At 70.8% G+C, this 24,968-nt stretch carries 27 protein-coding genes; 11 read left to right on the forward strand and 16 right to left on the reverse strand.

Annotation, left to right across the window (positions count from 1 at the left end; all coding sequences use genetic code 11):
- Positions 1-6 precede the first annotated feature (6 nt).
- A complete protein-coding gene (rplI, locus tag ACFT9I_RS08895) occupies positions 7-453 on the forward strand; it encodes a 50S ribosomal protein L9 (protein ID WP_023540280.1) in 447 nt (148 codons plus the stop codon).
- Between the two features lie 126 nt (positions 454-579).
- On the opposite strand, the gene ACFT9I_RS08900 is transcribed toward rplI, so the two are convergent.
- Positions 580-1,953, reverse strand: a complete 1,374-nt coding sequence (locus ACFT9I_RS08900) for an MATE family efflux transporter (protein WP_382562177.1) — start codon at positions 1,951-1,953, stop codon at positions 580-582.
- A gap of 423 nt (positions 1,954-2,376) precedes the next feature.
- Here ACFT9I_RS08900 and dnaB point away from each other — a divergent pair, with 423 nt between their 5' ends.
- Complete coding sequence (dnaB, locus tag ACFT9I_RS08905) at positions 2,377-4,722, forward strand: replicative DNA helicase (RefSeq protein WP_382562178.1); 2,346 nt, start codon at positions 2,377-2,379, stop codon at positions 4,720-4,722.
- A 19-nt stretch (positions 4,723-4,741) separates the two neighbouring features.
- On the opposite strand, the gene ACFT9I_RS08910 is transcribed toward dnaB, so the two are convergent.
- A complete protein-coding gene (locus tag ACFT9I_RS08910) occupies positions 4,742-5,506 on the reverse strand; it encodes an SDR family oxidoreductase (protein ID WP_382562180.1) in 765 nt (254 codons plus the stop codon).
- Positions 5,507-5,684: 178 nt separating this feature from the next.
- Here ACFT9I_RS08910 and ACFT9I_RS08915 point away from each other — a divergent pair, with 178 nt between their 5' ends.
- Positions 5,685-6,665, forward strand: a complete 981-nt coding sequence (locus ACFT9I_RS08915; RefSeq protein WP_382562182.1) for an RNA polymerase sigma-70 factor — start codon at positions 5,685-5,687, stop codon at positions 6,663-6,665.
- Between the two features lie 83 nt (positions 6,666-6,748).
- Here ACFT9I_RS08915 and ACFT9I_RS08920 read toward each other — a convergent pair whose 3' ends face one another.
- The 4 genes from ACFT9I_RS08920 to ACFT9I_RS08935 all read right to left on the reverse strand — a co-directional run bounded on the left by ACFT9I_RS08920 (position 6,749) and on the right by ACFT9I_RS08935 (position 10,461).
- On the reverse strand, positions 6,749-7,870 hold the full coding sequence (locus tag ACFT9I_RS08920) for an ABC transporter permease (RefSeq protein WP_382562292.1): 1,122 nt from the start codon (positions 7,868-7,870) through the stop codon (positions 6,749-6,751).
- Positions 7,871-8,003: 133 nt separating this feature from the next.
- The gene (locus tag ACFT9I_RS08925; RefSeq protein ID WP_382562184.1) at positions 8,004-8,723 is read right to left on the reverse strand and encodes an ABC transporter ATP-binding protein; all 720 of its coding nucleotides are present in this window, start codon (positions 8,721-8,723) and stop codon (positions 8,004-8,006) included.
- The gene (locus ACFT9I_RS08930; RefSeq protein WP_382562186.1) at positions 8,720-9,841 is read right to left on the reverse strand and encodes a peptidoglycan-binding protein; all 1,122 of its coding nucleotides are present in this window, start codon (positions 9,839-9,841) and stop codon (positions 8,720-8,722) included. Before ACFT9I_RS08930 ends, ACFT9I_RS08925 begins: the two co-directional genes overlap by 4 nt.
- Positions 9,838-10,461 (reverse strand): hypothetical protein, encoded by a 624-nt coding sequence (locus tag ACFT9I_RS08935; RefSeq protein ID WP_382562188.1) that lies wholly within the window; start codon positions 10,459-10,461, stop codon positions 9,838-9,840. Before ACFT9I_RS08935 ends, ACFT9I_RS08930 begins: the two co-directional genes overlap by 4 nt.
- A 125-nt stretch (positions 10,462-10,586) precedes the next feature.
- On the opposite strand from ACFT9I_RS08935, the gene ACFT9I_RS08940 reads away from it, so the two are divergent.
- Both ACFT9I_RS08940 and ACFT9I_RS08945 read left to right on the forward strand, forming a co-directional pair.
- Positions 10,587-11,243: a response regulator transcription factor gene (locus ACFT9I_RS08940; RefSeq protein WP_382562190.1), complete on the forward strand. Its 657-nt coding sequence runs from the start codon at positions 10,587-10,589 to the stop codon at positions 11,241-11,243.
- The gene (locus ACFT9I_RS08945; protein WP_382562191.1) at positions 11,240-12,544 is read left to right on the forward strand and encodes a sensor histidine kinase; all 1,305 of its coding nucleotides are present in this window, start codon (positions 11,240-11,242) and stop codon (positions 12,542-12,544) included. The genes ACFT9I_RS08940 and ACFT9I_RS08945 overlap by 4 nt, the downstream gene beginning before the upstream one ends.
- A gap of 24 nt (positions 12,545-12,568) precedes the next feature.
- On the opposite strand, the gene ACFT9I_RS08950 is transcribed toward ACFT9I_RS08945, so the two are convergent.
- Entirely contained in the window at positions 12,569-12,898 is a 330-nt protein-coding gene (locus tag ACFT9I_RS08950; RefSeq protein ID WP_382562193.1) for a branched-chain amino acid transporter permease, read from the reverse strand.
- Entirely contained in the window at positions 12,891-13,622 is a 732-nt protein-coding gene (locus tag ACFT9I_RS08955) for an AzlC family ABC transporter permease (RefSeq protein WP_382562195.1), read from the reverse strand. Before ACFT9I_RS08955 ends, ACFT9I_RS08950 begins: the two co-directional genes overlap by 8 nt.
- 63 nt (positions 13,623-13,685) lie before the next feature.
- Here ACFT9I_RS08955 and ACFT9I_RS08960 point away from each other — a divergent pair, with 63 nt between their 5' ends.
- A complete protein-coding gene (locus ACFT9I_RS08960) occupies positions 13,686-14,144 on the forward strand; it encodes an Lrp/AsnC family transcriptional regulator (RefSeq protein WP_382562197.1) in 459 nt (152 codons plus the stop codon).
- Between the two features lie 26 nt (positions 14,145-14,170).
- Here the strand turns inward: ACFT9I_RS08960 and ACFT9I_RS08965 are convergent, their stop codons facing one another.
- Together ACFT9I_RS08965 and ACFT9I_RS08970 are read right to left on the reverse strand one after the other, a co-directional pair.
- On the reverse strand, positions 14,171-14,845 hold the full coding sequence (locus ACFT9I_RS08965; protein WP_382562293.1) for a TIGR04222 domain-containing membrane protein: 675 nt from the start codon (positions 14,843-14,845) through the stop codon (positions 14,171-14,173).
- A 131-nt stretch (positions 14,846-14,976) separates the two neighbouring features.
- On the reverse strand, positions 14,977-16,248 hold the full coding sequence (locus ACFT9I_RS08970) for a DUF418 domain-containing protein (protein ID WP_382562199.1): 1,272 nt from the start codon (positions 16,246-16,248) through the stop codon (positions 14,977-14,979).
- 290 nt (positions 16,249-16,538) lie between these two features.
- Here ACFT9I_RS08970 and ACFT9I_RS08975 point away from each other — a divergent pair, with 290 nt between their 5' ends.
- Together ACFT9I_RS08975 and ACFT9I_RS08980 are read left to right on the forward strand one after the other, a co-directional pair.
- On the forward strand, positions 16,539-17,405 hold the full coding sequence (locus tag ACFT9I_RS08975) for an alpha/beta hydrolase (RefSeq protein ID WP_382562200.1): 867 nt from the start codon (positions 16,539-16,541) through the stop codon (positions 17,403-17,405).
- Positions 17,406-17,488: 83 nt separating this feature from the next.
- On the forward strand, positions 17,489-18,865 hold the full coding sequence (locus ACFT9I_RS08980; RefSeq protein WP_382562202.1) for a serine hydrolase domain-containing protein: 1,377 nt from the start codon (positions 17,489-17,491) through the stop codon (positions 18,863-18,865).
- 64 nt (positions 18,866-18,929) lie between these two features.
- Here ACFT9I_RS08980 and ACFT9I_RS08985 read toward each other — a convergent pair whose 3' ends face one another.
- Together ACFT9I_RS08985 and ACFT9I_RS08990 are read right to left on the reverse strand one after the other, a co-directional pair.
- Positions 18,930-19,394, reverse strand: a complete 465-nt coding sequence (locus ACFT9I_RS08985) for a GNAT family N-acetyltransferase (RefSeq protein WP_382562204.1) — start codon at positions 19,392-19,394, stop codon at positions 18,930-18,932.
- A gap of 73 nt (positions 19,395-19,467) precedes the next feature.
- Positions 19,468-20,004 (reverse strand): DUF2269 domain-containing protein, encoded by a 537-nt coding sequence (locus ACFT9I_RS08990; RefSeq protein WP_382562205.1) that lies wholly within the window; start codon positions 20,002-20,004, stop codon positions 19,468-19,470.
- 76 nt (positions 20,005-20,080) lie between these two features.
- On the opposite strand from ACFT9I_RS08990, the gene ACFT9I_RS08995 reads away from it, so the two are divergent.
- Complete coding sequence (locus ACFT9I_RS08995; RefSeq protein ID WP_382562207.1) at positions 20,081-20,830, forward strand: HAD family hydrolase; 750 nt, start codon at positions 20,081-20,083, stop codon at positions 20,828-20,830.
- Positions 20,831-20,840: 10 nt separating this feature from the next.
- Here ACFT9I_RS08995 and ACFT9I_RS09000 read toward each other — a convergent pair whose 3' ends face one another.
- From ACFT9I_RS09000 to ACFT9I_RS09015, 4 genes are all read right to left on the reverse strand, one after another.
- The gene (locus ACFT9I_RS09000) at positions 20,841-21,320 is read right to left on the reverse strand and encodes an NUDIX domain-containing protein (RefSeq protein ID WP_382562209.1); all 480 of its coding nucleotides are present in this window, start codon (positions 21,318-21,320) and stop codon (positions 20,841-20,843) included.
- A 52-nt stretch (positions 21,321-21,372) separates the two neighbouring features.
- Positions 21,373-22,266, reverse strand: a complete 894-nt coding sequence (locus ACFT9I_RS09005; protein WP_382562211.1) for a LysR family transcriptional regulator — start codon at positions 22,264-22,266, stop codon at positions 21,373-21,375.
- Between the two features lie 242 nt (positions 22,267-22,508).
- Complete coding sequence (locus tag ACFT9I_RS09010) at positions 22,509-23,684, reverse strand: cystathionine gamma-lyase (RefSeq protein WP_382562213.1); 1,176 nt, start codon at positions 23,682-23,684, stop codon at positions 22,509-22,511.
- Between the two features lie 6 nt (positions 23,685-23,690).
- Positions 23,691-24,071, reverse strand: a complete 381-nt coding sequence (locus ACFT9I_RS09015) for a phage holin family protein (protein WP_382562215.1) — start codon at positions 24,069-24,071, stop codon at positions 23,691-23,693.
- A 14-nt stretch (positions 24,072-24,085) separates the two neighbouring features.
- Between ACFT9I_RS09015 and ACFT9I_RS09020 the strand changes: the two genes are divergently transcribed.
- The gene (locus ACFT9I_RS09020) at positions 24,086-24,403 is read left to right on the forward strand and encodes a cupin domain-containing protein (protein ID WP_354606451.1); all 318 of its coding nucleotides are present in this window, start codon (positions 24,086-24,088) and stop codon (positions 24,401-24,403) included.
- Positions 24,404-24,544: 141 nt separating this feature from the next.
- A complete protein-coding gene (locus tag ACFT9I_RS09025; protein ID WP_382562217.1) occupies positions 24,545-24,763 on the forward strand; it encodes a DUF5326 family protein in 219 nt (72 codons plus the stop codon).
- Positions 24,764-24,968: the final 205 nt, after the last annotated feature.

The following is a 24,968-nucleotide window of genomic DNA, read 5'->3' on the forward strand; positions in this document are numbered from 1 at the left end:
TTAATCATGAAGATCATCCTCACTCACGAGGTCACCGGCCTCGGCACCGCCGGCGACGTCGTCGACGTCAAGGACGGATACGCCCGCAACTACCTGGTCCCGCGTGGTTTCGCGATCCGCTGGACCAAGGGTGGCGAGAAGGACGTCGAGCAGATTCGTCGCGCTCGCAAGATCCACGAGATCGCCACCATCGAGCAGGCCAACGAGATCAAGGCCCGCCTCGAAGGTGTGAAGGTGCGTCTGGCCGTTCGCTCCGGCGACGCCGGCCGTCTCTTCGGCTCCGTCACCCCGGCCGACCTCGCCTCGGCGATCAAGTCCGCCGGTGGTCCGGAGGTCGACAAGCGCCGTATCGAGCTCGGTTCGCCGATCAAGACCCTGGGCTCGCACCAGGTGTCCGTGCGTCTGCACCCCGAGGTCGCCGCGAAGTTCGGCGTCGAGGTCGTGCCCGCCTAGGGTTCCGACCGCACTGGTCCACCGGGTCCGCCCGGTGGCCGACAGACAGTGAGAGGGCCGCACCCCAGCCGGGGGTGCGGCCCTCTGTTTCACGTGAAACGGGAGTCGCGGTCTGCGCGACTCGGGTCAGCGGGTGGCGCCCGTGACCAGCCAGTGACCGGACCGGGTGCGCAGCCACAGCGTCACCATGCGGACCGCCATCATCAGCGTCATGGCCCACCACAGAGCGGTGAGTCCGCCTCCGAACACCGGCACCAGCAGGGCGACCGGGGCGAAGACGGCCAGCGTGACGACCATGGCCTTTGCCAGATAGGGGCCGTCGCCCGCGCCCATCAGCACACCGTCCAGGACGAAGACGATGCCGGCGATCGGCTGGGTCACCGCCACCACCAGAAGCGCCGGCAGCAAGGTGTCCTGGACCACCTGGTCGCCGGTGAACAGCGGAATGAACAACGGGCGCGCCAGCACGATGAGCACCCCGAGCCCGATGCCGGAGACCACGCCCCACTGCACCATGCGACGGCAGACGTCCCGGGCGCCCCGGGGATCGTTCGCCCCCAGATACCGCCCGATGATCGCCTGTCCGGCGATGGCTATGGCGTCGAGCGCGAAGGCCATCAGGCTCCACAGCGACAGGATGATCTGGTGTGCGGCGACGTCGGCGTCGCCGAGGCGGGCGGCGACGGCGGTGGCGATCATCAGGACCGCGCGCAGGGAGAGCGTACGGACGAGAAGGGGGACGCCCGCGTGGGCGCTCGCCCGTATGCCGGCGGCGTCGGGCCGCAGCGAGGCGCCGTGGCGGCGGGCCCCTCGTACGACCACCACCAGATAGGCGGCGGCCATCCCGAACTGGGCTATGACGGTGCCCCAGGCGGAACCGGCGATGCCGAGCCCGGCGCCGTAGACGAGCACCACGTTGAGGACCGCGTTGGCGCCGAAGCCGCCGATGGCGACGTACAGCGGGGTCCGGGTGTCCTGGAGGCCGCGCAGGACGCCGGTCGCCGCCAGGACGACCAGCATGGCCGGTATGCCGAGGCTGGATATTCGCAGATAGGTGATCGCGTACGGGGCGGCGGTGTCCGAGGCGCCGAAGATGCCGACGAGCCAGGGCGCCAGGGGGAGGGTGACGGCGATGACGACGGCGCCCAGCAGCAGGGCGAGCCAGATCCCGTCCATGCCTTGCCGGATGGCCGCCTGAAGATCACCCGCGCCGACGCGGCGTGCGACCGCCGCCGTGGTGGCGTAGGCGAGGAAGACGAAGATGCTCACGGCCGTGGTCAGGAGAGCCGCCGCGATCGCGAGACCGGCGAGCTGCGGAGTACCGAGATGGCCGACGATCGCGCTGTCGACCATCAGGAAGAGAGGCTCGGCGACGAGGGCGCCGAAGGCGGGTACGGCGAGCGCGACGATCTCGCGATCGTGCCGTCGGCGGCCGGCCTTGGACCTGCTGTCGACTCCGTCGCCGGGTCCGGACCCGGCGGTCGTGGGGGCCTGTGTCATGCGCTCAATCTAATCTTCCACAGGTAAGAGATGCAATGCAGTAGCGATCCTTACCGGCTGATGAGATTCGGGCGCTGCTGTGCGCCGTTTGCTCGGATCTTGGACCAGGTTGAAAAGTTTTTCTCCCCCACAGCCGGTGGACGGAGAAAGTCCAGGTCAGTGGCGGTTCGACGAGAGGGTCGCGGGGTTGTCCACAGTGCTGTCCCCCGGTCCGTGCACAGGTTCGCCGGAGTTCTCCACAGCATATGGCCCTTCGTCCACATGGCCTGTGGATAACCAGATTGGCGGACGGTCCCCGCGGGCCTACCGTGGACCGACGTCCGACGCGCCGGAACCGGAGTCAGGCCACTCGATTTGTCAGTGTCGTGCCGTAGAAAGAGTGGCACGGCGAGGTCCGCTTGGCGGACGGGAGGAGGTGGCCGGATGAGCATTCCCGAGCCATTGGACGACCCCTGGACCGAGGCCGGTCCCAGCGATCGTCTGCCGGTCTCCCGCCAGCGCCGGGGTGAGGGAAGGGGCCGCGAGGAGCAGCACGAGCGCGGCAGGGACAACGCCGCGTGGGACGGCGGATCACCCGGTTTCGAGCGGGTGCCCCCGCAGGATCTGGACGCCGAACAGTCCGTGCTCGGCGGCATGCTGCTCTCCAAGGACGCCATCGCCGACGTCGTGGAGATCATCAAGGGCCACGACTTCTACCGCCCCGCGCACGAGACGGTCTTCCAGGCGATCCTCGACCTGTACGCGAAGGGCGAGCCGGCCGACCCCATCACGGTGGCCGCCGAGCTGACCAAGCGCGGTGAGATCACCCGCGTCGGCGGAGCGTCGTATCTGCACACGCTGGTCCAGTCGGTGCCGACGGCCGCGAACGCGTCGTACTACGCGGAGATCGTGCACGAGCGCGCGGTGCTGCGCCGTCTCGTCGAGGCCGGCACCAAGATCACGCAGATGGGATACGCGGCGGACGGAGACGTCGACGAGATCGTCAACTCCGCCCAGGCCGAGATCTACGCGGTCACCGAGCAGCGCACCAGCGAGGACTATCTGCCCCTCGGCGACATCATGGAGGGCGCGCTCGACGAGATCGAGGCGATCGGTTCACGCAGCGGTGAGATGACGGGTGTGCCGACCGGGTTCACGGACTTCGACTCGCTCACGAACGGGCTGCACCCCGGCCAGATGATCGTCATCGCGGCCCGTCCCGCCATGGGCAAGGCCCTTGCCCTGGACACCCCGCTGCCCACCCCCACCGGCTGGACCACCATGGGAGAGGTGCGGCCGGGGGACCTCCTCCTCGACGCGGCGGGCCGGCCGACGCGTGTGGTGGCCGCGACCGATGTCATGCGTGACCGCCCCTGCTACCGGATCACTTTCGACGACGGCGCGAGCGTCGTCGCCGATGCCGAACACCAGTGGCTCACGGACACCCGCGCCGCCCGCCGACCGTCGGTCAGGACCACCAAGGAGATCGCCGAGACGGTCCGGTGTCTCACGTCCGATCGGCACCTGAACCACTCCGTAAGGACAACCGCGCCGCTCGACCTGCCCGAGCGCGACCTGCCGGTCCCTCCGTACGCGCTGGGCGCCTGGCTGGGCGACGACGGAGCCGACGACGAGGCGGGGCTCACCACGGCGGACCCCGAGCTGCTGGGCGACATGGGAGTCCTGGGGAACAGACACATCCCCCAGGAGTACCTACGGGCGTCCCTCTCGCAGCGTCGGGCGCTCCTTGCCGGTCTTCTCGACGCCGGTCTTCTTGAGGCCGGTCTTCTCGACACGGACGGCACCGTGAGCAGTACCGGGTCGTTGCGGTTCGCCGTCACGAATCGCGCCCTCGCCGAGGGCTTCCGTGAGCTGGTGCTGAGCCTCGGCTATCGGTGCGGGATGACGACCCAGCCCGTCGAAGGACGGTCGGCAGAGTCCTCCACGTGCTACACGATCAGTTTCACGACCGCCGACGAGGCGTGCCGGCGTTTCATCACGGACGTCCAGGAGCTCGAGAGCGTCCCGGTCCGCTGCGTCCAGGTGGACAACGCCGAGCATCTGTACCTCGCGACCCGTTCGATGATCCCCACCCACAACAGCACCCTCGCGCTGGACTTCGCGCGTGCGGCTTCCATCAAGAACAACCTGCCGAGTGTCATCTTCTCGCTGGAGATGGGGCGCAACGAGATCGCGATGCGCCTGCTCTCGGCGGAGGCGCGGGTGGCGCTGCACCATATGCGTTCCGGCACGATGACGGACGAGGACTGGACACGGCTGGCCCGCCGGATGCCGGACGTCTCGCAGGCACCGCTGTACATCGACGACTCCCCCAACCTGTCGATGATGGAGATCCGCGCCAAGTGCCGCCGGCTCAAGCAGCGCAACGGACTAAAGCTGGTGGTCATCGACTACCTCCAGCTGATGCAGTCCGGCGGTTCGAAGCGCGCGGAGAGCCGCCAGCAGGAGGTCTCGGACATGTCGCGAAACCTCAAGCTGCTGGCGAAGGAGCTGGAGCTGCCGGTGATCGCGCTCTCCCAGCTGAACCGTGGCCCCGAGCAGCGCACGGACAAGAAACCGATGGTCTCCGACCTGCGTGAGTCGGGCTCCATCGAGCAGGACGCGGACATGGTGGTGCTGCTGCACCGGGAGGACGCGTACGAGAAGGAGTCACCCCGCGCGGGCGAGGCGGACCTGATCGTGGCGAAGCACCGTAACGGCCCGACGGCGACGATCACGGTGGCGTTCCAGGGCCACTACTCGCGCTTCGTGGACATGGCGCAGACCTGAGCCGGCGCGGTGCAGGGGCTCAGCTTCCGTCGAGCCACTCCTGGAAGGTGGGGCCCGCGAGCTTTGCGTGAGGGCTGGGGAGGAGGCCGCCGGCGGCGGCGAAATCGGCGTCGGGTATGTCGGCTTTGTTGACGCCGACGACCTTGATGTTCCGACGGGCGCCGAGGAGTTCGGCTGCCGCCGCCAGGGATTCCTTGCGGGGGCCGGCGATCTCGGGGACCGGAGTTCCGGGCGCGGGCTGGGCGGGTGCGGCGAGGTCGGTGGCCAGGTCGACCAGCGTCTCGGCCACGGTGCGGGCAGCCACGAGCTGACTGGGCCAGGTCGGGATGTAGGCGGTGTCGCCCTGCTGCCAGTCGAGGAACTGACCGACGAACTCGTGGAACTGCGCGGCCCGCAGAATGCGAGCGGGAAGGGGACCGGACAGGTTGGCCGCCTCGTGCACCTGCTGAGCGGCGGCGAAACCGGCGGTGGCCTTGTCCGAGCCGATGATGGATACGGCGACGATCCGGCCGACTCCTGCCTTCCGGCCGGTCTCGTGCAGGTTGCGGGTCGCCGTGCGGAAGAACTCCGTCGCCGCCTGCTGGTCGGAGGCGTGCCACGACGCGACGTCGAGGATGACATCGACCCCGGTGAGGGCATCGGTGAGGCCGTCACCGGTGATGATGTCCACGCCGGTGGCTCGGGACATCGGTACGACCTGGTGCCCCCGTTCGGCGAGGACCTCGACAACGTGGCGTCCCAGCCGCCCGGTTGCTCCTGCGACCGCGAATCTGCTGATGCTCATGCTCATGTTCCATGCCTTCCTGGGGAGCGCGTCCTGACGAGCACGGGACGCCGGCGCCCCGACTCCTGTGACAGCGCGGTCATGTGACGGGGGCCACGGATCGGGGGTGTCACAGAGCGGCGCGGACCGGCGTCTTGTGCGTGTGGCAGGGTCCGGAGCGAACAGGCGGGAGCCAGGCATGAGCGAGGGCAGCGAACGAACCACGGTCGCGGACGGGGCGCGGCCGCTCGGCCGTGCCGACCGCGGGGCCTACGGGGCCTACGGGGACTCCGCGACCCCCGTTGACTCCGCCACCGAGACGTTCGTCGCCCACCGCAATCTGCTGTTCACCGTCGCCTACGAGATGCTCGGTTCGGCCACCGACGCCGAAGACGTCCTGCAGGAGACCTGGTTGCGATGGGTGGGCGTCGATCTCGACACCGTGCGGGAGAAGCGTGCGTACCTGGTGCGGATCGTCACTCGGCAGGCGCTGGACCGGCTGCGCGTGCTCGGCAGGCGCAAGGAGTCCTACATCGGGCCCTGGCTGCCCGAGCCCTTGCTGACCGCGCCCGATGTGGCCGAGGACGTCGAACTCGCCGAGAGCGTCTCGATGGCGATGCTGCTGGTGCTGGAGACGCTCGCGCCGACCGAACGGGCGGTGTTCGTGCTGCGCGAGGTGTTCGACCTGGAGTACGACGAGATCGCCGAAGCCGTCGACAAGACCCCTGCCGCCGTACGCCAGATCGCCCACCGGGCCCGGGTGCACGTCGCCGCGCGCCGACCGCGCGGCACCGTCTCCCAGGCCGAGAGCCGAGCCGCACTCCAGGCCTTCCGGCGTGCGGTCGAAACCGGCGACCTGCAGCGCCTGCTCGACATCCTCGCGCCGGACGTCGTCGCCCTGAGCGACGGCGGCGGAGTCAGACATGCCCTGCTGAGGCCCGTCGTGGGGGGCGGGAAGGTGGCTCGCCTGCTGGCCGCCGGCTGGTACGAGCGAGGCGTCGAAAGGTCGGTCGAGACGGTGCAGGTCAATGGCGGCCCGGGGTGGCTCGTCCGAGTCGACGGGGAGATCGACGGCGTGCTGGCGGTGCGGGTCGAGAACGGCCGCATCTCCGGTCTCTACAACGTGCGCAATCCAGAGAAGTTGTCGCGCGTGGGGCGGGAGACCGCCGTGAGCCGCTGAGCCGCTGAGGCCCGAACGGTGCCGCCTCAAGGCCGCCGGTCGTCGCCGTACGCACACACGTACGGCGACGACCGGCGGGCCGGTCACGGTGTGGCGAGCGCTTCGGTCGGTGGCAGACGGGACGCGCGGATCGCCGGGTAGAGGCCCGCCGCCGCGCCGATCACCAGGGTGGCGCCGAGCCCGCCGGCGGTGGCCCAGGCGGGGATCACCGCGTTCCAGTCCTGCGTGCTCGCGTACGCCGTGGTCACGGCGATGCCGAGGGTCACCCCGGCGAGGCCTCCCAGTGCCGACAACAGGAGCGATTCCACCAGGAATTGGGTACGGACATGGCCCCGGGTCGCGCCGAGGGAGCGGCGCAGGCCGATCTCGCCCCGGCGTTCCAGCACCGTGATGACCATGGTGTTGGCCACGCCGACCCCGCCGACCAGGAGGGCGACCGCGCCGAGGCCGAGGAGCAGGCCGGTGAACGCCTTGTCGGTGGCCTGGCGGGCGGCGAGCGCGTCGGACGGGCGGGAGACCTTGACCTCGTTGGGGTTCCGCGGGTTGGCGGTCGGCGCGAGGACGTCACGTACGGCGGTGACCGAGGCGTCGGCGGAGCGGGTGTACACGGTGGTCGGGTGCCCGTCGAAGTCCAGGTACGTGGCGGCCGCCCGCCATCCGACGAGCGCCGCGGAGTCCAGCTCCGGTGCCAGCGCCACCGGTTCGAGGATGCCGATGACCGTGAACCAGGTCCCGCCGAGGTGGACCCGTACGTCCGGGCTCGCCTCGCCGATGCCCAGGCGTTCGGCGGCGGACGAGCCGAGCACCACGGCCGGGTAGCGTTCGGTGGCCGCGTTGAACCACACGCCGTCGGCGAGCCGTGCGCCCACGGTCTCCGGCAGTTTCGGACGCGCGGCCTGGACGACCATGCCGCCGCTCTCGGCGGCCGGGACGCGGTCGTTGCGGTAGACCTTGGCGCCGTCGACCGTGCCGGTCGCTGCCACCTTCTCCACCGGGCCGATACGGGAGATCATCGCGGGGGCTGTGACCGGCAGCTCGGCGGTCCCGCCGCTGAGCGAGTCACCGGGTGCCACGGTCAGCAGGTTCGTGCCGAGCGCCGCCAGTTGGGCGTCGAGGTCGGCGCGGCTGGACGACGAGATACCGGCCACGCCCGTCATCGCCGCGATGCCGATCGCGATGCCGAGCGCCGACAGGAACACACGCATCGGGCGGGTACGCAGCCCGACGGCGCCGACCGCGACGACGTCGCGCGGGCGGAGGCGCGAGCGGGGTTGCTGGTGGGAGTGCTGTTGGTGGGGCGGGGACGGTGTGTGCGGCGGGGAGTGTTCCGTACTCACGTCATTCCACCTCTCCGTCGCGCATGGCGACCTGCCGCGGCAGCGACGCGGCGATCTCGCGGTCGTGTGTGATGACGATCAGAGTCGTTCCGGCGGCGTGGAGTTCACGCAGCAGCGCCATCACGCCCTGGCCCGAGGCGGTGTCGAGATTGCCGGTAGGCTCGTCCGCCAGGAGCAGTACGGGATCGCCCGCGACCGCGCGGGCGATGGCGACGCGCTGCCGTTGGCCGCCGGACAGTTCGTGCGGCAGGTGGTCGAGGCGGTCGGCGAGACCGACCCGGGTCAGGGCCTCCTCGGCGCGGTGGTCGCGCTCGCGGCGCGAGATGCCCGTGTAGAGGAGGCCGTCGGCGACGTTGTCGAGCGCGGTACGCCCGGCGGCGAGGTGGAACTGCTGGAAGACGAAGCCGATGCGGTGGGCGCGCAGGGCGGACACCCGGCGGTCGGACAGCGTCGCGATGTCGTGGCCCTCGACGCGTACGGAGCCGGACGACGGCCGGTCCAGGGTGCCGATGAGATGCAGCATGGTGGACTTGCCGGAGCCGGACGGGCCGACGACAGCGACGAGTTCGCCGTATCCGATGGACAGGCTCACGTCACGGACGGCGGTGACACCGCCGGCGTACTCCTTGCTGACATCGGTGAGTTCGACCAGCGTGGGACCGGGCCGCGGCTCGGGCGCCTCACGAGCCTCGCGCGCCTCGGCCGTATCGGGCATGGTCATGAGGGCATCCCCACCGTCACGCCCTTGGCGAGGCCGGGACCGGAGACCTCGACCCGCCCCTCGGCGAACAGGCCGGTCTTCACCGCGACCGTGCGCGCCTTGCCGCCCTCGACGACCTGGACGCCATAGCCCCCTTCGGAGAGCGCGAGCAGCGCGGCGACCGGCACGGTCAGCACGTTCTCGCGGCGCGATGCGGTGAACCGGACGTCGACGGACGCCTGGTCCAGACCGTCGAAGGCGCTCTCGTCGGAGAGCGCGACGGTGACCTTGAGCTTGGTCGACGGCGTCGTGTCACCGCCGTCCCCCGTGCCACCGCCTTCCTCGCCGCCGTCGCCCGTGCCGGGGTCGATCACCGTCGCGCTGCCGGAGACCTTGCCTCCGGTGGTGCCCCCGTTCGGCAGCCCGAGGGTGACGCGTGTGCCGGTCTTGGCGAGCGGTGCGTCGGACATGTCCAGCTCGACGCCGACCACGCGCTCGGAGCCCGTACGCGTGAGGACCGCCTGCCCCGGCTGGGCGCTGCTGCCGAGTGCGGCCTTGGTGGAGTCCACCCGTATCTTGCCGGGCGCGTAGTAGACCCGGCCGAGTTCGACGGTGCCGGTCCGCTTCAGCCCGTTCGCCTTCTGCCAGGCGCGGACGGCTGTCGCGGTGGACGAGGTGTACGAGTCGTCGACCGTGAATCCGGTGTGGCCCAGGGCCGCCAGGTTCCGCTCGAACTGCTCGACGTCCGTGCCCTCGGTGCCCGGGGCGAGATCGCGGTACGCGGGGAGCTTCCCGTACAGCAGGAGCACCGGGCTGTCGTCGACCTTGTACAGCGGTTTTCCGCGCGAGACCGTGGATCCCGGCGCGGCGATCGACGTCAACGTCCCCATGAGTTTCCCGCCGTTGACCGTGGTGGTGTCGCCGTAACCGAGCTTCCCCGTCTCGGTCGTCGTGTCGACCAGCGTCTGCTTCACGACGGTGCCCGTGCCGGGGGGCAGTGTGCTGCGCGCCGGACGGCTGTCGTCCGCGCCGGGCAGGCCGATGCCGACGGCCGCCGCCGTGGCGGCCCCGGCGACCAGGACCGCCACCGCGCCGAGGACGTAACGGCCGGCTCGTCCCTTTCTCCGCCTCGTGGTCACGCGCCGCCCCCGGCTTCCTGCGTCGCGTCGGCGGGGCCGCCGCCCGGCGGCTTCGGCATGTACCGCGAGCAGTGCTGCTCGGCGGCCTTGTACTTCGGGTCGGTGGTGCTGATGCCCAACTCGTCGTTGTTGATTTCGAGATGACCGTTGGACGAGGGGTCGGGGAACTTCGTGATGCCCTTGTCGCGCATGCACTTCGAGTAGGCGAGCAGTTGCTTGGTGATCTCCGGGTCGGCCTTCTCGACGTCGCCGCTGCTCGGCAGCAGGCCCACGCACTTCTGCTGCGCCGCTTCGGCGAGCTTCGGGTCGGTGCCGACGGGCATGTCCAGCGAGACTCCGCCGCCGCTGCTGAAGTTGGGGTCGGGGAAGTCGGGTACACCGTTCTCCCGCATGCACTTCGCGTACTTGAGCAGACCGTCCTTCTGACTGTCCGCGTCCCCGCCTGCGTCTTCTTCCCCGTCGCCGCCGCCCTTTGCCTTGCCCTGGCCCTCGCTCGCCGACGCGACGCCGGTGCCGTCGGTTCCGTCTCCGCCGTCGCCACCCCCGCAGCCGGCCGTCATCCCGGCCGTCATGCCGAGGACGAGCAACAGGCCCCACACCGGCCGTGCTGTGACACGCATGTCGTCTCCTTCACCCATGACCACTCCTGCGGCGGTCATGGACGTCATTGGAGCCGGGGCGGCGTCTCCCGGCCGTCATCGGTTCTGTTGACGCCGAGGAAACGCGCGGTTGGCGAGGATGAGGGATGCGCATTTTGGTGGTCGAGGACGAGCCGCTGTTCGCGGACGCGGTGGCGGAGTGGCTGCGCGGTGACGCGCACGCGGTGGACGTGGTGTACGACGGCGGCGCGGCACAGGAGTACGTCCGGCTGCACGACTACGACGTGGTGGTCCTCGACCGCGATCTGCCGGTGGTGCACGGCGACGAGGTGTGCCGCGCGATCACCGGTGGACCCGGCACCACGCGCGTACTGATGCTGACGGCCGCGGACACGGTCGACGACCGCGTCACGGGACTGTCCCTCGGCGCGGACGACTACCTCGCCAAGCCGTTCGCGTTCCGTGAACTCGGCGCGCGGGTCGTCGCGTTGGGCCGGCGCTCGCGCGCCGCCGCGCCGCCCGTGCTGGAGCGGGCCGGGATACGGCTCGACCCGTACCGCCGCGAGGTCTACCGCGACGGCCGGTACGTACCGCTCTCGCGCAAGGAGTTCGCCGTACTCGCCGAGCTGCTGCGGGCCGACGGCGCGGCGGTGTCGGCCGAGCAGCTTCTGGAGAAGGCGTGGGACGAGCACATCGACCCGTTCACACACGTGGTGCGGATGGCGGTCTTCAAGCTGCGGCGCAAGCTCGGCGAACCGCAGATCGTCGTGACCGATCCGGGAGTGGGGTACCGCATTCCATGACAGGCACCGCAGGTACGGGGAGCGGGGCGCTCCGGCGGCTGCGCCCGTCCAACCTCACCATCCGCGTACGCCTGACCCTGGTGTACGGCGGGCTCTTCCTGGTCGCCGGAGTGGCGCTGCTGGGGGTGACGTACGCGCTGGTGCATCAGCAGCTGCCCAGGAGCCAGGACACGGTCTCGGGTCCGGTCGGCGGGGCGCCGGAGGGGCGCGGGGTCGGGGACGCCGGTCCGTCCTCGGCTCCGTCCGCCGCCCCGTCGTCCGCCGCCCCGTCGTCGGGTTCGTCGTCGGGGGAGCGTGCGCTGCCCGAGGGCGACAGCGTGAACCGCACGTACTCGCTCGACGGAGTCACGCCCGACGACACGCTCGACGCCGTACTGACACAAGGCGCCGTCGCGCTGGCGGTGATCGCGGCGCTGGCGACGCTGCTCGGCTGGCTGATCGCCGGGCGGCTGCTGCAACCTCTGCACCGGATGACCGAGACCGCGCGCCGGATCGCGGAAGCGCCCGCCGCCGACCGCGGACTGCACGAACGCATCGCGCTGGAAGGCCCGCAGGACGAGGTCAAGCGGCTCGCCGACACGTTCGACGTGATGCTGGAACGGATCGACCACGCCTTCGACGGGCAGCGGAGGTTCATCGCCAACGCGTCGCACGAGCTGCGGACACCGCTCGCGCTGAACCAGGCGCTGCTGGAGGTCGTGGTCTTCCGCCGGGCGGTGTCCGAGGACGTCCGTCAGATGGGGGAGACGCTCATGGGGATCAACCACCGCCACGAGCAGCTCATCGACGGACTGCTGCTGCTCGCCCGTTCGGAACACGAGGTCCTGGAGCGCTCGTTCGTGGACCTCGCCGACATAGTCGAGCACGTGGCCGCGCAGACCCCGGCGGGCGCGGTCACGGTGACGGCCGAACCCGCCGAAGCCACCACGAGCGGGAATCCGGCGCTGCTGGAACGGCTGGTGCAGAACCTCCTGGAGAACGGGATCCGGCACAACGTGGCCGACGGTGGCTGGGTGCGGGTCGGCAGCCGTACCGGACCCGACGGTTCGGCGGTCGTCGAGGTGGCGAACACCGGGCCGGTGGTGCCGCCCTACGAAGTCCCCACGCTCTTCGAGCCGTTCCGGCGGCTGGGCGGGCAGGGCGGGCAACGGCTGGCGACCGCGTCGCACGGCGCCGGACTGGGGCTGTCGATCGTACGGGCGGTGGCGCGGGCACACGGCGGCGACGTTCACGCGGAGCCGCGCGAGGGCGGGGGACTGACGGTGACGGCGACGCTGCCGGCGGCGTCCGAACAGCAGTGAGAGACCGAGCCGTTGGTTTCGGTCTCAGGTGAAGACGGCGCCGGCGAGGACGACGTGGGCGGTGGTGCCGGCCGTGATGGAGAGCAGGACGTTGCGCCGCCACAGGTGCAGGGCCACGGTGAGCGCGAGTGCCAGGCCGGTCGGCCACGCCTGCTGCGGCAGGCGCGGGTCGAAGCCGCGCAGCGTGTACGCGGTGAGGATGACCATCACGCCGACCGGCATCGCCGTATTGAGGTAGGCGATCAGCGGGCTGGACCGCAGGGGCGCGAGGGCGGCGAAGGGCAGGGCGCGCAGGGCCCAGGTGACCGCGACGGCGGTGGCGACCGCGGCGATCAGATAACCGGTGTCAGGCATGGCGGGGGGCCTTCTTCCGTACGAGGGCGTAGCGGGCCAGCAGTCCGACGGTGAAGAACACGAAGGCGGTCAGCAGCAGTTGGCCGGGGAAGACGAAGCGGGCCACGAGGGCGCAGACGAGTGCCAGCAGCGGGGTGGGGAGGTCGCGGCGCGCCCGGAAGGCGTCGATGGCCAGGACCGTGAAGAGGGCCGTGACCGCGAAGTCCAGGCCGGTGAGGTGCGCGGGGACCACCGAGCCGAGCAGGGCGCCGGTCGTCGCGCCGCTGGCCCAGTAGAGGTGGATGAGCGCCTGGAGCCAGAGGACGCGACGGCTCGCGAAGGTCTGGGCGGTCTCCCCGGCGGTGACCGCGTACGCCTCGTCGGAGAGGGCGAAGGTGCTGTACGCCTTCGCGGCCCGGCCCCGTACGCGGTGCAGGGGGAAGGACAGGGCGTAGAAGACATGCCGGAAGTTCACCAGGAACGCGGTCAGCGCGACCTGTGTCAGCGGTGCGGCGGTCAGGACCAGACCGAGGAAGAGGAACTCCAGCGAACCGGCGTAGATGAGGCCGGAGAAGACGCTCGCCCACCACCAGGCGAGACCGGAGTGCGCGACCAGGACGCCGAAGGCGACGCCCATCGGGAAGGCGCCGAGCCCGACCGACCCCGAGTCCTTGAGCGCCGAGGCCAGGTCGGACCACGCGGATGGGGTGGATGGGGTGAGGGAGGCGGCCGGTGGAGTTGCCATGAGAGACATTCTAGGAAGAAATGCGGCTTATATGGTTTCGAAATGTGTCCGTAGAATCGCCTCATGGGCAATGAACGCAAACTGGATCAGGTCGACCGTGACATTTTGTTCCATCTCCAGCAGGACGGGCGGTTGACCAACGTCGAGCTGGCCCACCGGGTCGGCCTGACACCCCCGCCGTGCCTGCGCCGGGTGAAACGGCTGGAGGAGGCCGGGGTCATCACCGGCTACCGCGCCCGCGTCAACCCCGAGGCGGCGGGCCGGGGACTGGAGGTGATCGTCTCCATCGAGGTGTCCGTGAGTGACCTGAAGACCCTGGAGGGGCTGGAGACGACGATCGCCGCGTACGAGGAAGTCGTGGAGTTCCGGCGCGTGTTCGGCACCCCGGACTACTACCTGCGCGTTCTGGTCGCCGACTACGCCGCGTACGAGGCCTTCCAGACCGGCAAGATCATCGGGATCCCCGGCGTCGCGCGCGTCATCTCCCAGCCCACCATGAAGAAGATCAAGGTCACGGACTGATCGGCCGGCGGCCGCCGGGGCGCGCCCTAGTAGTTGCCGCCCCCGCCGCCGCCGCTTCCGCAGCTGAAGCCGCCGGAATCCGAGGACGAGGACGAGTACGTGTCGGAGCCCGAACCCGAGTCCGATCCCGAGTCCGAGCCTGAGCCTGAGCCTGAGCCGTAGTCGGTGTCGTAGTCGTGGTCCGGGTCGGTGGCCTTGCCCATGCGTATCAGCGACCGTCCCAGACCGGCGGGGATCGACGTACCCGCGACGATGCGGCGCAGCCGTCGGTCCTGGTGGGCGGGCGGGCCGTCGAAGACGTACGCGGGGAACGCGGCCTCCTGCCTCGCCGCGTCCAGCCGGCTCACGCCCGCCCGGGTGGGCCGGTGACGTGCGCGGGTGAGCAGGCCGAGTGCGACCAGTTCGCGCCTGATCTCCGCGACCTCCGGTCCGCCGCGTACGGCCGTCGCGACGACCGCCACGTTTCTCCCCCGTGGGCAGCTCGCGAGGACCGCCCGTTCGACGGGGTGCTCGACCGGGTGCTCCGCGAGCCCGTCGCCGTCCTCGACCGCGCGCACCTGGGGGCCGACGATCGTGACGGCCCCCCGGTCCCGCAGTGCGAAGAGCGCGGCTTCCAGGACGCGTTGAGGTCCACCGGCCAGATAGGCCACTTCGTACGCTTCGAGTCGTCGTTCGGCCGCCGAGACGCGCCGCCAGATCATGGTCCGCACAGGAGCCCCCGTCCCTGATGTCGCCTTTCGCCAGTATGGCGGCGATGCCCGGAACGGGCCCTGGGGTGACGGCAGTTCAGAGGAGAACTTGAGGTACGGGGAAGCCTTGGGGTACGGGGCGCTCAGGGCCGGTACATCAGCCGTCGTAGCAGGGCCTCGACCGGTCCGCGGCGGCCCGCGCGTTCCAGGGCGTACGCCCCCGCCACCGTGACCAGCCAGACTCCGACCGCCACGAGCGCCATCGTGGCGCTCGTCAGGTGCTCGCCGAGTCCCAGACCCCAGGCCGCCAGCAGCGGGGCGAAGATGAGCGAGTGCGTGAGGTAGCAGGACAGTGAGCGTCTACCGACCGCCGACACCGCCTCGACGGCTCGCGCGCCCCGCCGGTCCTGCCTGCGGCTCCACCAGTGCGCGAACAGCGCGACGGCGGCGACGTACCCGAGTCCGGCCGCGTTGCCAGTGACGTCCCTGAGCGCGGTGAGGACCCCCGACTCACTCTGCGCGTCGTCCGGGACGGTGATCGCGCCGACATGGGCCAGCGCGGCGGGCAGGCCGCCGAGCCAGCCGACCGAGATGCCGATGACGGCGGTACGGCGCAGCAGCCGCAGATGCTGTCCCGGCTCCTCCAGGATCCCGCGCCGCGCCGCCCAGAAGCCGAGCAGGAAGATGACGTAGGCGCCGCCGATCAGGGACGCGGGGGCGGCGACGAAGGTGACGAACGCTCCCGCGACCACGCGGGTGCCGGCCGCGGCGAGCCAGCTCTCCTCACCGGCCGCGTACGCGTCGGCGCCCGGCTCCGCGCCGGCGTCTCCCACGGCGCCCAGATCGCCCTGGAGCAGCACCGTCACGATCGGCTGCGCGGCGCTGATCGCCATCACCGTCGCCCCGATCCACATCCACCACTTGAGCGCGCGGTCGCCGCGCCTGAGGAAGAGCCGGCCGAGGGCGAGGCTCAACAGGCCGTAGTAGGCGACGATGTCGCCCGCCATCAGCAGGGTGGAGTGCAGCAGGCCGATGACGATCAGCAACAGGCTGCGCCTGCGGAGGATTCGGACGGCGGCGCGCTCGTCGGTCCCCGCGGCCTGCTGACGGAGGAACAGCTGCGTCATCCCGTAGCCGAAGAGGAAGGCGAAGAGCGGATAGATCCGCAGGTCCAGGACGGTGATCATGGTGAACTGGACGGCCCGGTCGAGCCGTCCGCCGTCCACGGGCTGCCAGCCCGAGGGCCCGTGCCGGGCCGCCCACAGATGGAACGCGGTGTTCGACAGCACGATGAACAGCAGCATGAGCCCGCGCGCGAGATCGGGTGCGAGCGCGCGCTCCGACGGCCGGGCGCCTCCGCGGGGCGGCGCGGTCGGGGACTCGGCGCTGTTCGCGTTCGTCGTCTCGGCTGTCATGCCTCGACGCTAGGAGCGGGGTGCCGGGCGGGTAATCCGCCTTCTGTTCAGGCGTGTCAGTCCAAGGTATGGCTCTTGTCCGACGCGCGGCCGACGTACGGCCGACGTACGGCCGACGCACGGCCGACCAAAGTACGCCTCCGGCCCCCGGCCCCCGGGTGCGGAACGCGTCGGCCGGTGACGGACGTTGCCCTGTATGTGCGGAGGGCGTGAGCAGCGAATCGGCCGGCGTGCCCCCTGCTCCCTCCCTTGGCCCCCTTTCGTCGAGCCGTTGAACTGGACTGATCCATATGGCCTCCACCACCGCCGCCCGCCCCACGTTCGTGCTGGTCCACGGCTCGTGCAGCAGCTCGTTCATGTGGGCCCCGGTCCAGCGTGAGCTGGCGCTCCTCGGGCACCGCAGCTTCGCCGTCGACCTGCCGGGGCACGGGCTCGACGCGCAGTATCCGGTCGCCTACCAGGCCCCGCAGGACCTCGACGCGTGGGCGGCCGAGCCGTCGACACTGGCCGGTGTCACCCTCCGGGACAACGTCGACATGGTCGTCGACATCGTCCGGCGCGTGGCCGAACACGGTCCCGTGGTGCTCGTGGGCGCCAGCCTCGGCGGGCTGACGACCACCGCCGTCGGCAACGAGATCCCCGGTCTGATCGACCGGCTCGTGTACATCTCCGCGTGGTCGTGCGTGGCGCGCGCCAACCCGATGGAGTACATGGCGGAGCCCGAGTTCGCCGGGAGCCTGCTCCCGGGCCTCGGCGGGTTCAACGTGGGGGACCCGTCCGCCGTCGGAGCCGGCCGGGCCAACTACCGGACCGCCGATCCGGACCTGCTCGCCGCCCTCAAGGCGGCGACGATGGCGGAAGCCACCGACGCGGAGTTCATGGCCTTCATCAACATCCTCCAGCCCGACGAGTCGCTGGCGGTGATCGGCGGCGACGGGCGCGGGCACGCCGATACGTGGGGCACGATCCCCCGTTCCTACCTCCGCCTCACCGACGACCGGTCGCTCCCCGTGGCCATGCAGGACCGGCTGATCGCCGAGGCGGACGAGCTGACGCCGGACAACCCTTACGACGTGCACAGCCTGGACAGCAGCCACACCGGGTTCGTGCTCCAGGCCCCGAAGGTGGCCGGCATCCTCGACGGCCTGGCGCTCTGAGCCCGGCCCTGCTCTGTCCGACAGGCCCCCGGGCGGGCGGAAATGTGGTCGACGCGGCAGGGCTCTACCGATAGATGTGGACCATGACCTCACCTTTCGAAGACCTTCTCCCCGGTACGCGACGGGCCCTGCGCCACCGCATCGCCACCGCGCAGTCCGAGGGCCGCGCCCCCTCGGTCGTCGGCGCCGTCGCGCGCGACGGGCGCACCGTCTGGTCGGGCGGGCGCAGCTGTGTGGACGGGCATGAGCCGGACGCGGACACCCAGTACCGGATCGGCTCGATCACCAAGTGCTTCAGCGCCGTTCTGGTGCTGCGGCTGCGCGACGAGGGCCTGCTCGATCTGGCTGACCCGCTGGAGAAGCATCTGCCCGGCACCGGGGTCGGCGAGGTCACCATCGCCCAACTCCTCGGCCATGGAGCCGGTCTGGCGGCCGAGGCGCCCGCCCCCTGGTGGGAGCGCACACCGGGCACGACGCGCCCCGAGCTGGCCGACGTACTGGGCGAGCAGCCCGTCCTGCACCCCGCCGGCCGGCTGCACCACTACTCCAACCCCGGCTACACGCTGCTCGGTTCGCTGATCGAGGCGGTGCGAGGCGCGTCCTGGGAGGAGGTGCTGCGGCGGGAGATTCTGGAGCCGCTGTCGATGCACCGTACGAGCACACAGCCCGTCGCCCCGGCGGCCGGCGGCTTCGCCGTGCATCCCTGGGCCGACGCGATCCTGCCCGAACCGGCCGAGGATCTCGGCCTGATGGCCCCGGCGGGCCAGCTCTGGTCGACGGCCGACGACCTGTGCCGCTTCGGGGCCTTCCTCGCCGAGGGCGACGACCGGGTCCTGAGCGCCGCGTCCGTACAGGAAGCCCGGACGCCCGCCACGCCGCCCGAGGACGGTAACTGGGCCGGTGGTTACGGGCTCGGCGTGCAACTCGTCCACGGGGGCGGCCGTACGTACGCCGGACACACGGGCTCGCTGCCGGGCTTCGTCGCCGCGCTCTGGGTGAGCGTCGAGGACGGACTGGTCGCCGTCACGCTCGCCAACGCCACCTCGGGACCGCTCGTCGGCACCGTCGCCGCCGAACTCATCAACATCGTGGCGGAGGCGGAGCCCCGTATCCCCGAGCCGTGGCGGCCCCTGCCCGAGGTCGACCAGGAGCTGCTGGCACTGACCGGCCCCTGGTACTGGGGCGCGACTCCGTTCGTCCTGAGGCTGACGGCGGACCGCGGCCTGGACTTCAATCCGCTGCGCGCGGCCGGCCGCCGCTCCCGCTTCGTGGCTCAGCCGGACGGCACCTGGAAGGGCCTGGACGGTTACTACACGGGGGAGACGCTGAAGGCCGTCCGGCGCCCGGACGGCCAGGTGAGCCATCTCGACCTGGGCTCCTTCGTCTACACCCGCGAGCCGTACGAGCCGGGGGACGCGGTTCCGGGCGGGGTGGACGAGCAGGGCTGGCGCGGTCTGTGATGTTTCACGTGAAACCGGACGGGCCGCACTGACCCCACCCACCCAACCACCGCCGGACAGGAGGCTAGGCCCCGGTCTCCAGGCTCAGCTTGAACCCCACATGGGACGCGGTGAACCCGAGCCGCTCGTAGAAGCGCAGGGCATCCGTACGCGACGCGTCGGACGTCAGCTGGACCAACTGACAGCCCTGGCGCCCGGATTCGTCGATGGCCCACTGGATCAGCTGTGTGCCGAGGCCGGAGCCGCGCTCGTCGGCGTGCACGCGTACGCCCTCGATGATCGAGCGCGTCGCGCCCCGGCGGGAGATGCCCGCGATGATCGTCAGTTGCAGCGTCCCGACGACCCGTCCGTCGCGCTCGGCGACGACCTGGTACTGATTCGGGTCGTCGGCGAGCCGCTCGAAGGCCTTGAGGTACGGGGTGAGGTCGTCCGGCGACTCGCGTGCCGCGCCCAGCGGGTCGTCGGCGAGCATCGCCACGATCTCCTGGAGGTCACCGGCGCCGGCCGGCCGTATGTGCAGATCGTTCATGGTTCGCAGATTACGCCGGGGCCGGCCGCGCGGGCACAGGCAGCTCCGCCAGGTCCTGTCGGTCGGCCCCCACTCAGGCGGCCGGGCTGAGGCGTTCCTCCGACGCCTTACGGCCGGCACGGCCGGCACGACCCGCCCGGAGCCGCCGTCCCCGGCGCGTCAGCCCCCACGGCTTCAGCACCGAGATGACGGTCATGAAGAGGTACGCGCCGGTCGCCACCGACGGCGCGGCGACCAGGCTGATGTCGGGCACACCGCCGCTCTCCGCGGCCTGCACGATCCCCGGCCGCAGCGCGAAGATCGTCGCCGCACCGGTGACCAGGGTGATCCAGAACTTGATCCAGACCCAGTGGTACCGGGCCAACCCCCAGGGCGTCCCCAGGGAGAGCACCAGACCGCTGACGAGGGTGATCACGACAATGGGCGGGAGCAGCCAGTCGGCGAAGACCTTCATCGCGCGGTAGGAGGCATCGGTGAGGGTGGTGTCGCCGGTGGTGTACGCGGTGATACCAAGCGTGAGCAGGCCGAGGGTGAGGCCCAGCCAGCTCACGGAGACGGCGACATGGACGACGAGGAGTGCCCGGCGGGCGGGCCGCTTGAGTGGTTTCACGTGAAACACGCTGTCGTGATTCGAGCCGGAGGGCGTCTGACGGCGGGAGTAACCGTCCGTACTAACCTCGGCGTACATGGACAGCCCCGGGAAGAACATCGGCGACCTCGGCGACCTCGGCGACCTCGGCGACATCCGCACCCGCGCCAACAGTCACCCCCGCGCCAACGGCAACGCCCACCCCCGCCCGCGCACCCTGCACCTCTTCGATCTCGACGGCACGCTGATCCGGGGATCGGCCGCCGCTGTCGAGATCTCCCGGCAGCTCGGGGTGAGTGCCGAGATCGCGGAGCTGGAGCGCGAGTTCCTGACCGCCGGACTGGCCCCGGACGAGTTCGCCGTACGGGCCCGGGAGCTATGGGCGGAACTCACCGACGCCCAGGTGGCGGCGGCCTTCGAGGGGGCTCCGTGGCTGGCCGGGATCCGGGAGGTCTGGGAGGACATCCGCGCGCGGGGCGACTACTGCGCCGTCATCACGCTCTCGCCGGACTTCTTCGTGGAACGCCTGCTGCCGTGGGGCGCGCACGCCACGCACGGCTCGCGCTGGCCTGCCCTGCCGTTCACGCGGCCGGTGGACCGGGCGGGGATTCTCGACACGGCGGCCAAGGTCCGGATCGCGAACGAGCTGTGCGCGCGGTTCGGGGTGCGGCTCGACGACTGTGTCGCCTTCGGGGACTCCATGTCCGACGCGGCGATCTTCGCCTCCGTACCCCGTGCGGTGTCGGTGAACGCGGACCACCATCTGGCCGGGCTCGCCATCCATATGTACACGGGCGGCGATCTGCGCGAGGCGTTCGAGCTGCTGGGCCCGCACCCGCGTACATGAATGAAGCCCGTCAGGCCAGGTCAGGCGCGTGCATCGCCCGTACGCCCTCGATGTTGCCGTCCAGATAGTGCCGCAGCGACAGCGGTACGAGATGGACGGCCGCGATTCCGACCCGGCTGAACGGCACCCGTACGATCTCGTACTCCCCGGACGGCTCGTCGATCTCCGGCCCGTGCCGCAGCGACGGGTCCATCGAGGTGAGCCGGCAGACGAAGAAGTGCTGCACCTTCACGCCGGTGACGCCGCGCTCCGCGATGTGCTCGACGGTGTCGACGAAGCAGGGCACGACATCGGTGATCTTGGCGCCCAGCTCCTCGTCCACCTCGCGGTGCAGCGCGTCGACGACGGTCGCGTCGTACGGCTCGACCCCGCCGCCGGGAGTCAGCCAGTAAGGATCCACACCGGGTTTCGTGCGCTTGATGAGGACGAGATGGTCGCCGTCGAGCAGGATGGCGCGTGCGGTGCGCTTGACGACGGGCCGTTCGGTCATGGGAAGAGCGTGGCCCGATAAGGCCGTGTCGAAACTCCCCCGGGCCCGGTGGTCACCAGTCCACCGAGGCGCGCAGCAGCCATTCGTGCGCCCGCGCGATGTGCGGCAGGGCCAGTGTGCCGGTGCGTACGACGAGGAAGTACGTGCGCAGCGGGGGCACCGGCGGGTCGTAGAGGGCGACGATCTCGCCGCGTTCCAGCGCGGCTTCGCACAGATAGCGGGGCAGTACGGCCAGTCCGGCGCCCGCCGCCGTGCTCTCCAGGACGGCGCGCAGGTCGGGTGCGATGACGGCGCCCGCGGCGGCCGGCCGGGAGTCGAAGACCGACGCCCAGTAGCGGGAGACGAGCGGCAGGGACTCGTGGACCTCCACCACCGGCAGCTGTTCCAGTACGACGTGGCCCTTGCGCAGCACGTCGTGGCCCAGCCGCGCCGCCCAGCGGGGCGAAGCGACCAGGACGTGCTCCTCGTCGCACAGCGGGGTCGCGGTGAGCAGTCCGCCGCGTGGCCGGGCGGTGGCGATGGCGAGGTCGTGGTGGCCGGCGGCGAGGCCGTCCAGGGTCTCCTCGGCGTTGGCGAAGAAGGAGGCGCGGAGCGTGAGGCCCTGGCTGACCAGCGGGGTGAGCGCGGGCAGGGCGCGTACGGAGGTGAACTCCGGCGGCCCCGCGAGATGCAGCGTCCGGACCCCGGACTCGTCGTCGAGCCCGGTCTCGGTGATCTCGACCAGGGCGTCGAGGTGGGGCGCGGCGCGGTGGGCGAGTTCGTCGCCGATGGTGGTGGGGGTGACACCACGGGCCTGCCGCAGGAACAGCGGGCGGCCCAACTGGCGTTCCAGCGTGCGTATCTGGCCGGTGACCGCGGGCTGCGAGAGCCCGAGCAGAGCGGCGGCGCGAGTGAAGGAGCCGGCTCGGTGGACGGTGACGAAGGTGCGCAGCAGGGCCAGGTCCATGACAGCCCTCCTCAACTTCCGGCCCCACGCAAACCCGTCCCAGGTCCGTCGCCGGAGCGTCCAACTATAAATAAGTCGATAGGCGGCTGTCGCTACTGTGATTGGACACTGACGCAGAGTCAACTAGCCTTGTTTGCGTGGTTCTTCGCGCGTGGAACCCATGGGCGGTCCGAGCCACGAGGGGGGAGGCTCGGACCGCCCGTTCCGCGGTGAGGCCCTTTCGACGGGGTCGGCGAGGCCCTTCAGGGACCGGCTTCCGTCAGCGCGCGCAGCACGTCCGCGATGAGGTCGTCGGGGTCCTCGGCGCCCACGGAGAACCGGATGAAGCCCTCCGGTACGGCGTCGCCGCCCCACCGCCCCCGCCGTTCCGCGGTCGACCGCAGCCCGCCGAAGCTCGTCGCGTCGTCCACCAGCCGCAGCCCGTCCAGGAAGCGCTCGGCGTGGTCCCGGTCGGGCAGGACGAACGACACCACGCACCCGTAGCGCCGCATCTGCGTGGCCGCGACGGCGTGCGAGGGGTCGTCGGGCAGCCCGGGGTAGCGCAGCCCGCTCACCTCGGCGCGCCCGCCCAGCGCCCGCGCGAGCAGCAGCGCGCTCGCGCACTGCCGGTCGACGCGCAGTTGGAGGGTGGCCAGTGAGCGGTGGGCGAGCCAGGCCTCCATCGGCCCGGGGATGGCCCCGGCGATCTTGCGCCAGCGCCGTACACCCGCCGCCAGTTCGGGATCCTCGCAGGTCACATGGCCCAGGAGGATGTCGCCGTGGCCCGTCATGCCCTTGGTGTCGCTGGCCACGGAGAAGTCCGCGCCGAGTTCCAGGGGCCGCTGGCCGAGCGGGGTGGCGAGCGTGTTGTCGACGGCGACGAGGGTGCCCCGCTCGTGCCCCGCCCGCACCAGGCGGCGGATGTCGCACACGTCGAGCCCGGGGTTGGACGGGGTCTCGATCCACAGCAGCCGGGCACCGGCCAGCACGTCGAGCTGCGCGTCGCCGCCGGTGGGCGCGGTCCGTACCTCGATGCCGTACGCCGTGAGCTGCTCCCGCAGCAGCGGCAGCGCCTGATAGCCGTCGTCCGGCAGCACGACCGCGTCGCCGGTGCGCAGCTGGGAGAAGAGCACCGCGGAGATCGCGGCCATCCCGGAGGCGAAGGCGACCGTCTCGACGGTCCGGCCGGGGGCCTCCAGCTCGCCGATGGCCCGTTCCAGATGGGTCCAGGTGGGGTTGGTGTCACGGCCGTAGGTGTACGGGCCCGTCGGCTCGCCCGGCAGATGGAAGTGCGCGGCGAACACCGGTCCCGGCATGGTCGGTTCGTACTTCACCGGGTCGGGCAGCCCCGCCCGTACGGCACGTGTGCCGTCCCCGACCTCGTGGTCCGGACCCGGCGCGGCGCCCGTCCCGCTCTCCGCGGGCTCCTGCGGCTGCACGGGCGATCAGTCCTTGTCGTCGGGGAGCACGACGTTCAGCGCCCACGACACGATGGAGATGATGAGCCCGCCCAGCACGGCCGTCCAGAAGCCCTCGACATGGAAGCTCAGGTCGAGCTTGTCGGCGAGCCAGGAGGTCAGCAGCAGCATCAGCGCGTTCACGATCAGCGTGAACAGACCCAGGGTGACGATGAACAGCGGCAGCGTCAGCAACTGCACGACGGGCTTGACGAGGAAATTCACCAGCCCGAAGATCAGCGCCACGACCACCAGCGCGAGAGCCTTCTTCCCGGTGCTGTCGCCGGTCAGGGTGATGTCATTGATCAGCCAGATCGCCACGGCCAGCGCTCCCGCGTTGGCGATCGTCTTGACTAGGAAATTCTTCATGGTGTGATCGTGGCATGAAGGCATTCCGACTTGACGAGCTGGAGGCGGAACGTGCCGCCAACGATGGGGCATATCTGCAGTTTGTACGGGAACGGAATATGTCCGTCGGCCTGTACGCGCTGGACGCCGGCACCACCGATCCGCAGCAGCCGCACCGCCAGGACGAGGTCTACTTCGTCGTGAGCGGGCGGGCGGCGATCACCGTGGGCATGGAGACGACGCAGGTCGGGCGCGGCAGCGTCGTCTACGTCCCGGCCGGTACGCCGCACAAGTTCCACCACATCACCGAGGACCTGCGGGTGATGGTCGTCTTCTCCCCTCCGGAGGGCTGAGGCCCACCCTCACGATTCCGTCAGGGTCGGATCAGGGGAGATCCAGGGCTCCGGGACCTCCGCTCCGGCCCGCGCCGCTCTAGCATCGAAGGCAGCGGAACGAACGTCGGGACCCAGGACTCACGGAACGAGGTAAGGACGATGGCGGTACGGGAAATTGTCGCGGGAATGCCCTGGTGGGTGAAGTGGATCGCGTTGCCCCTGGTCGTTCTCGTCGTGTTCGGCGGGCTGATCGCGAGCGTGGTCGGATTTGTGATCGCGCTGGTCTTCAAGGCGCTGATCCTGGTGGCCCTGGTCGGCGGGCTCGTCTTCGCGGTACGGAAGTTCACCTCCTCCTCGTCCTCGCGCGGCGACCGGTAGGCCCCCGCCCCGTCCCCCCGCCGCCCCCGGCGGGGGCGGCGCCGCACCCCCGCCGTTAGCCCGCGCGGGGGAAAGGCGGAGACGAAACCACTCCCTCCTCAGAAGCTGCCATTAGAGTGGCAAGCCTCTGCCACATCCTGCGAAAACAGCGTCGATGGTCGATTTGACCAACGCATTGTGCGATTTCTCGGCGCCGGACCTCAGA

It is taken from the genome of Streptomyces sp. NPDC057137 (genome assembly GCF_042670825.1).
In the GTDB taxonomy this organism is placed as follows: Bacteria; Actinomycetota; Actinomycetes; order Streptomycetales; family Streptomycetaceae; genus Streptomyces.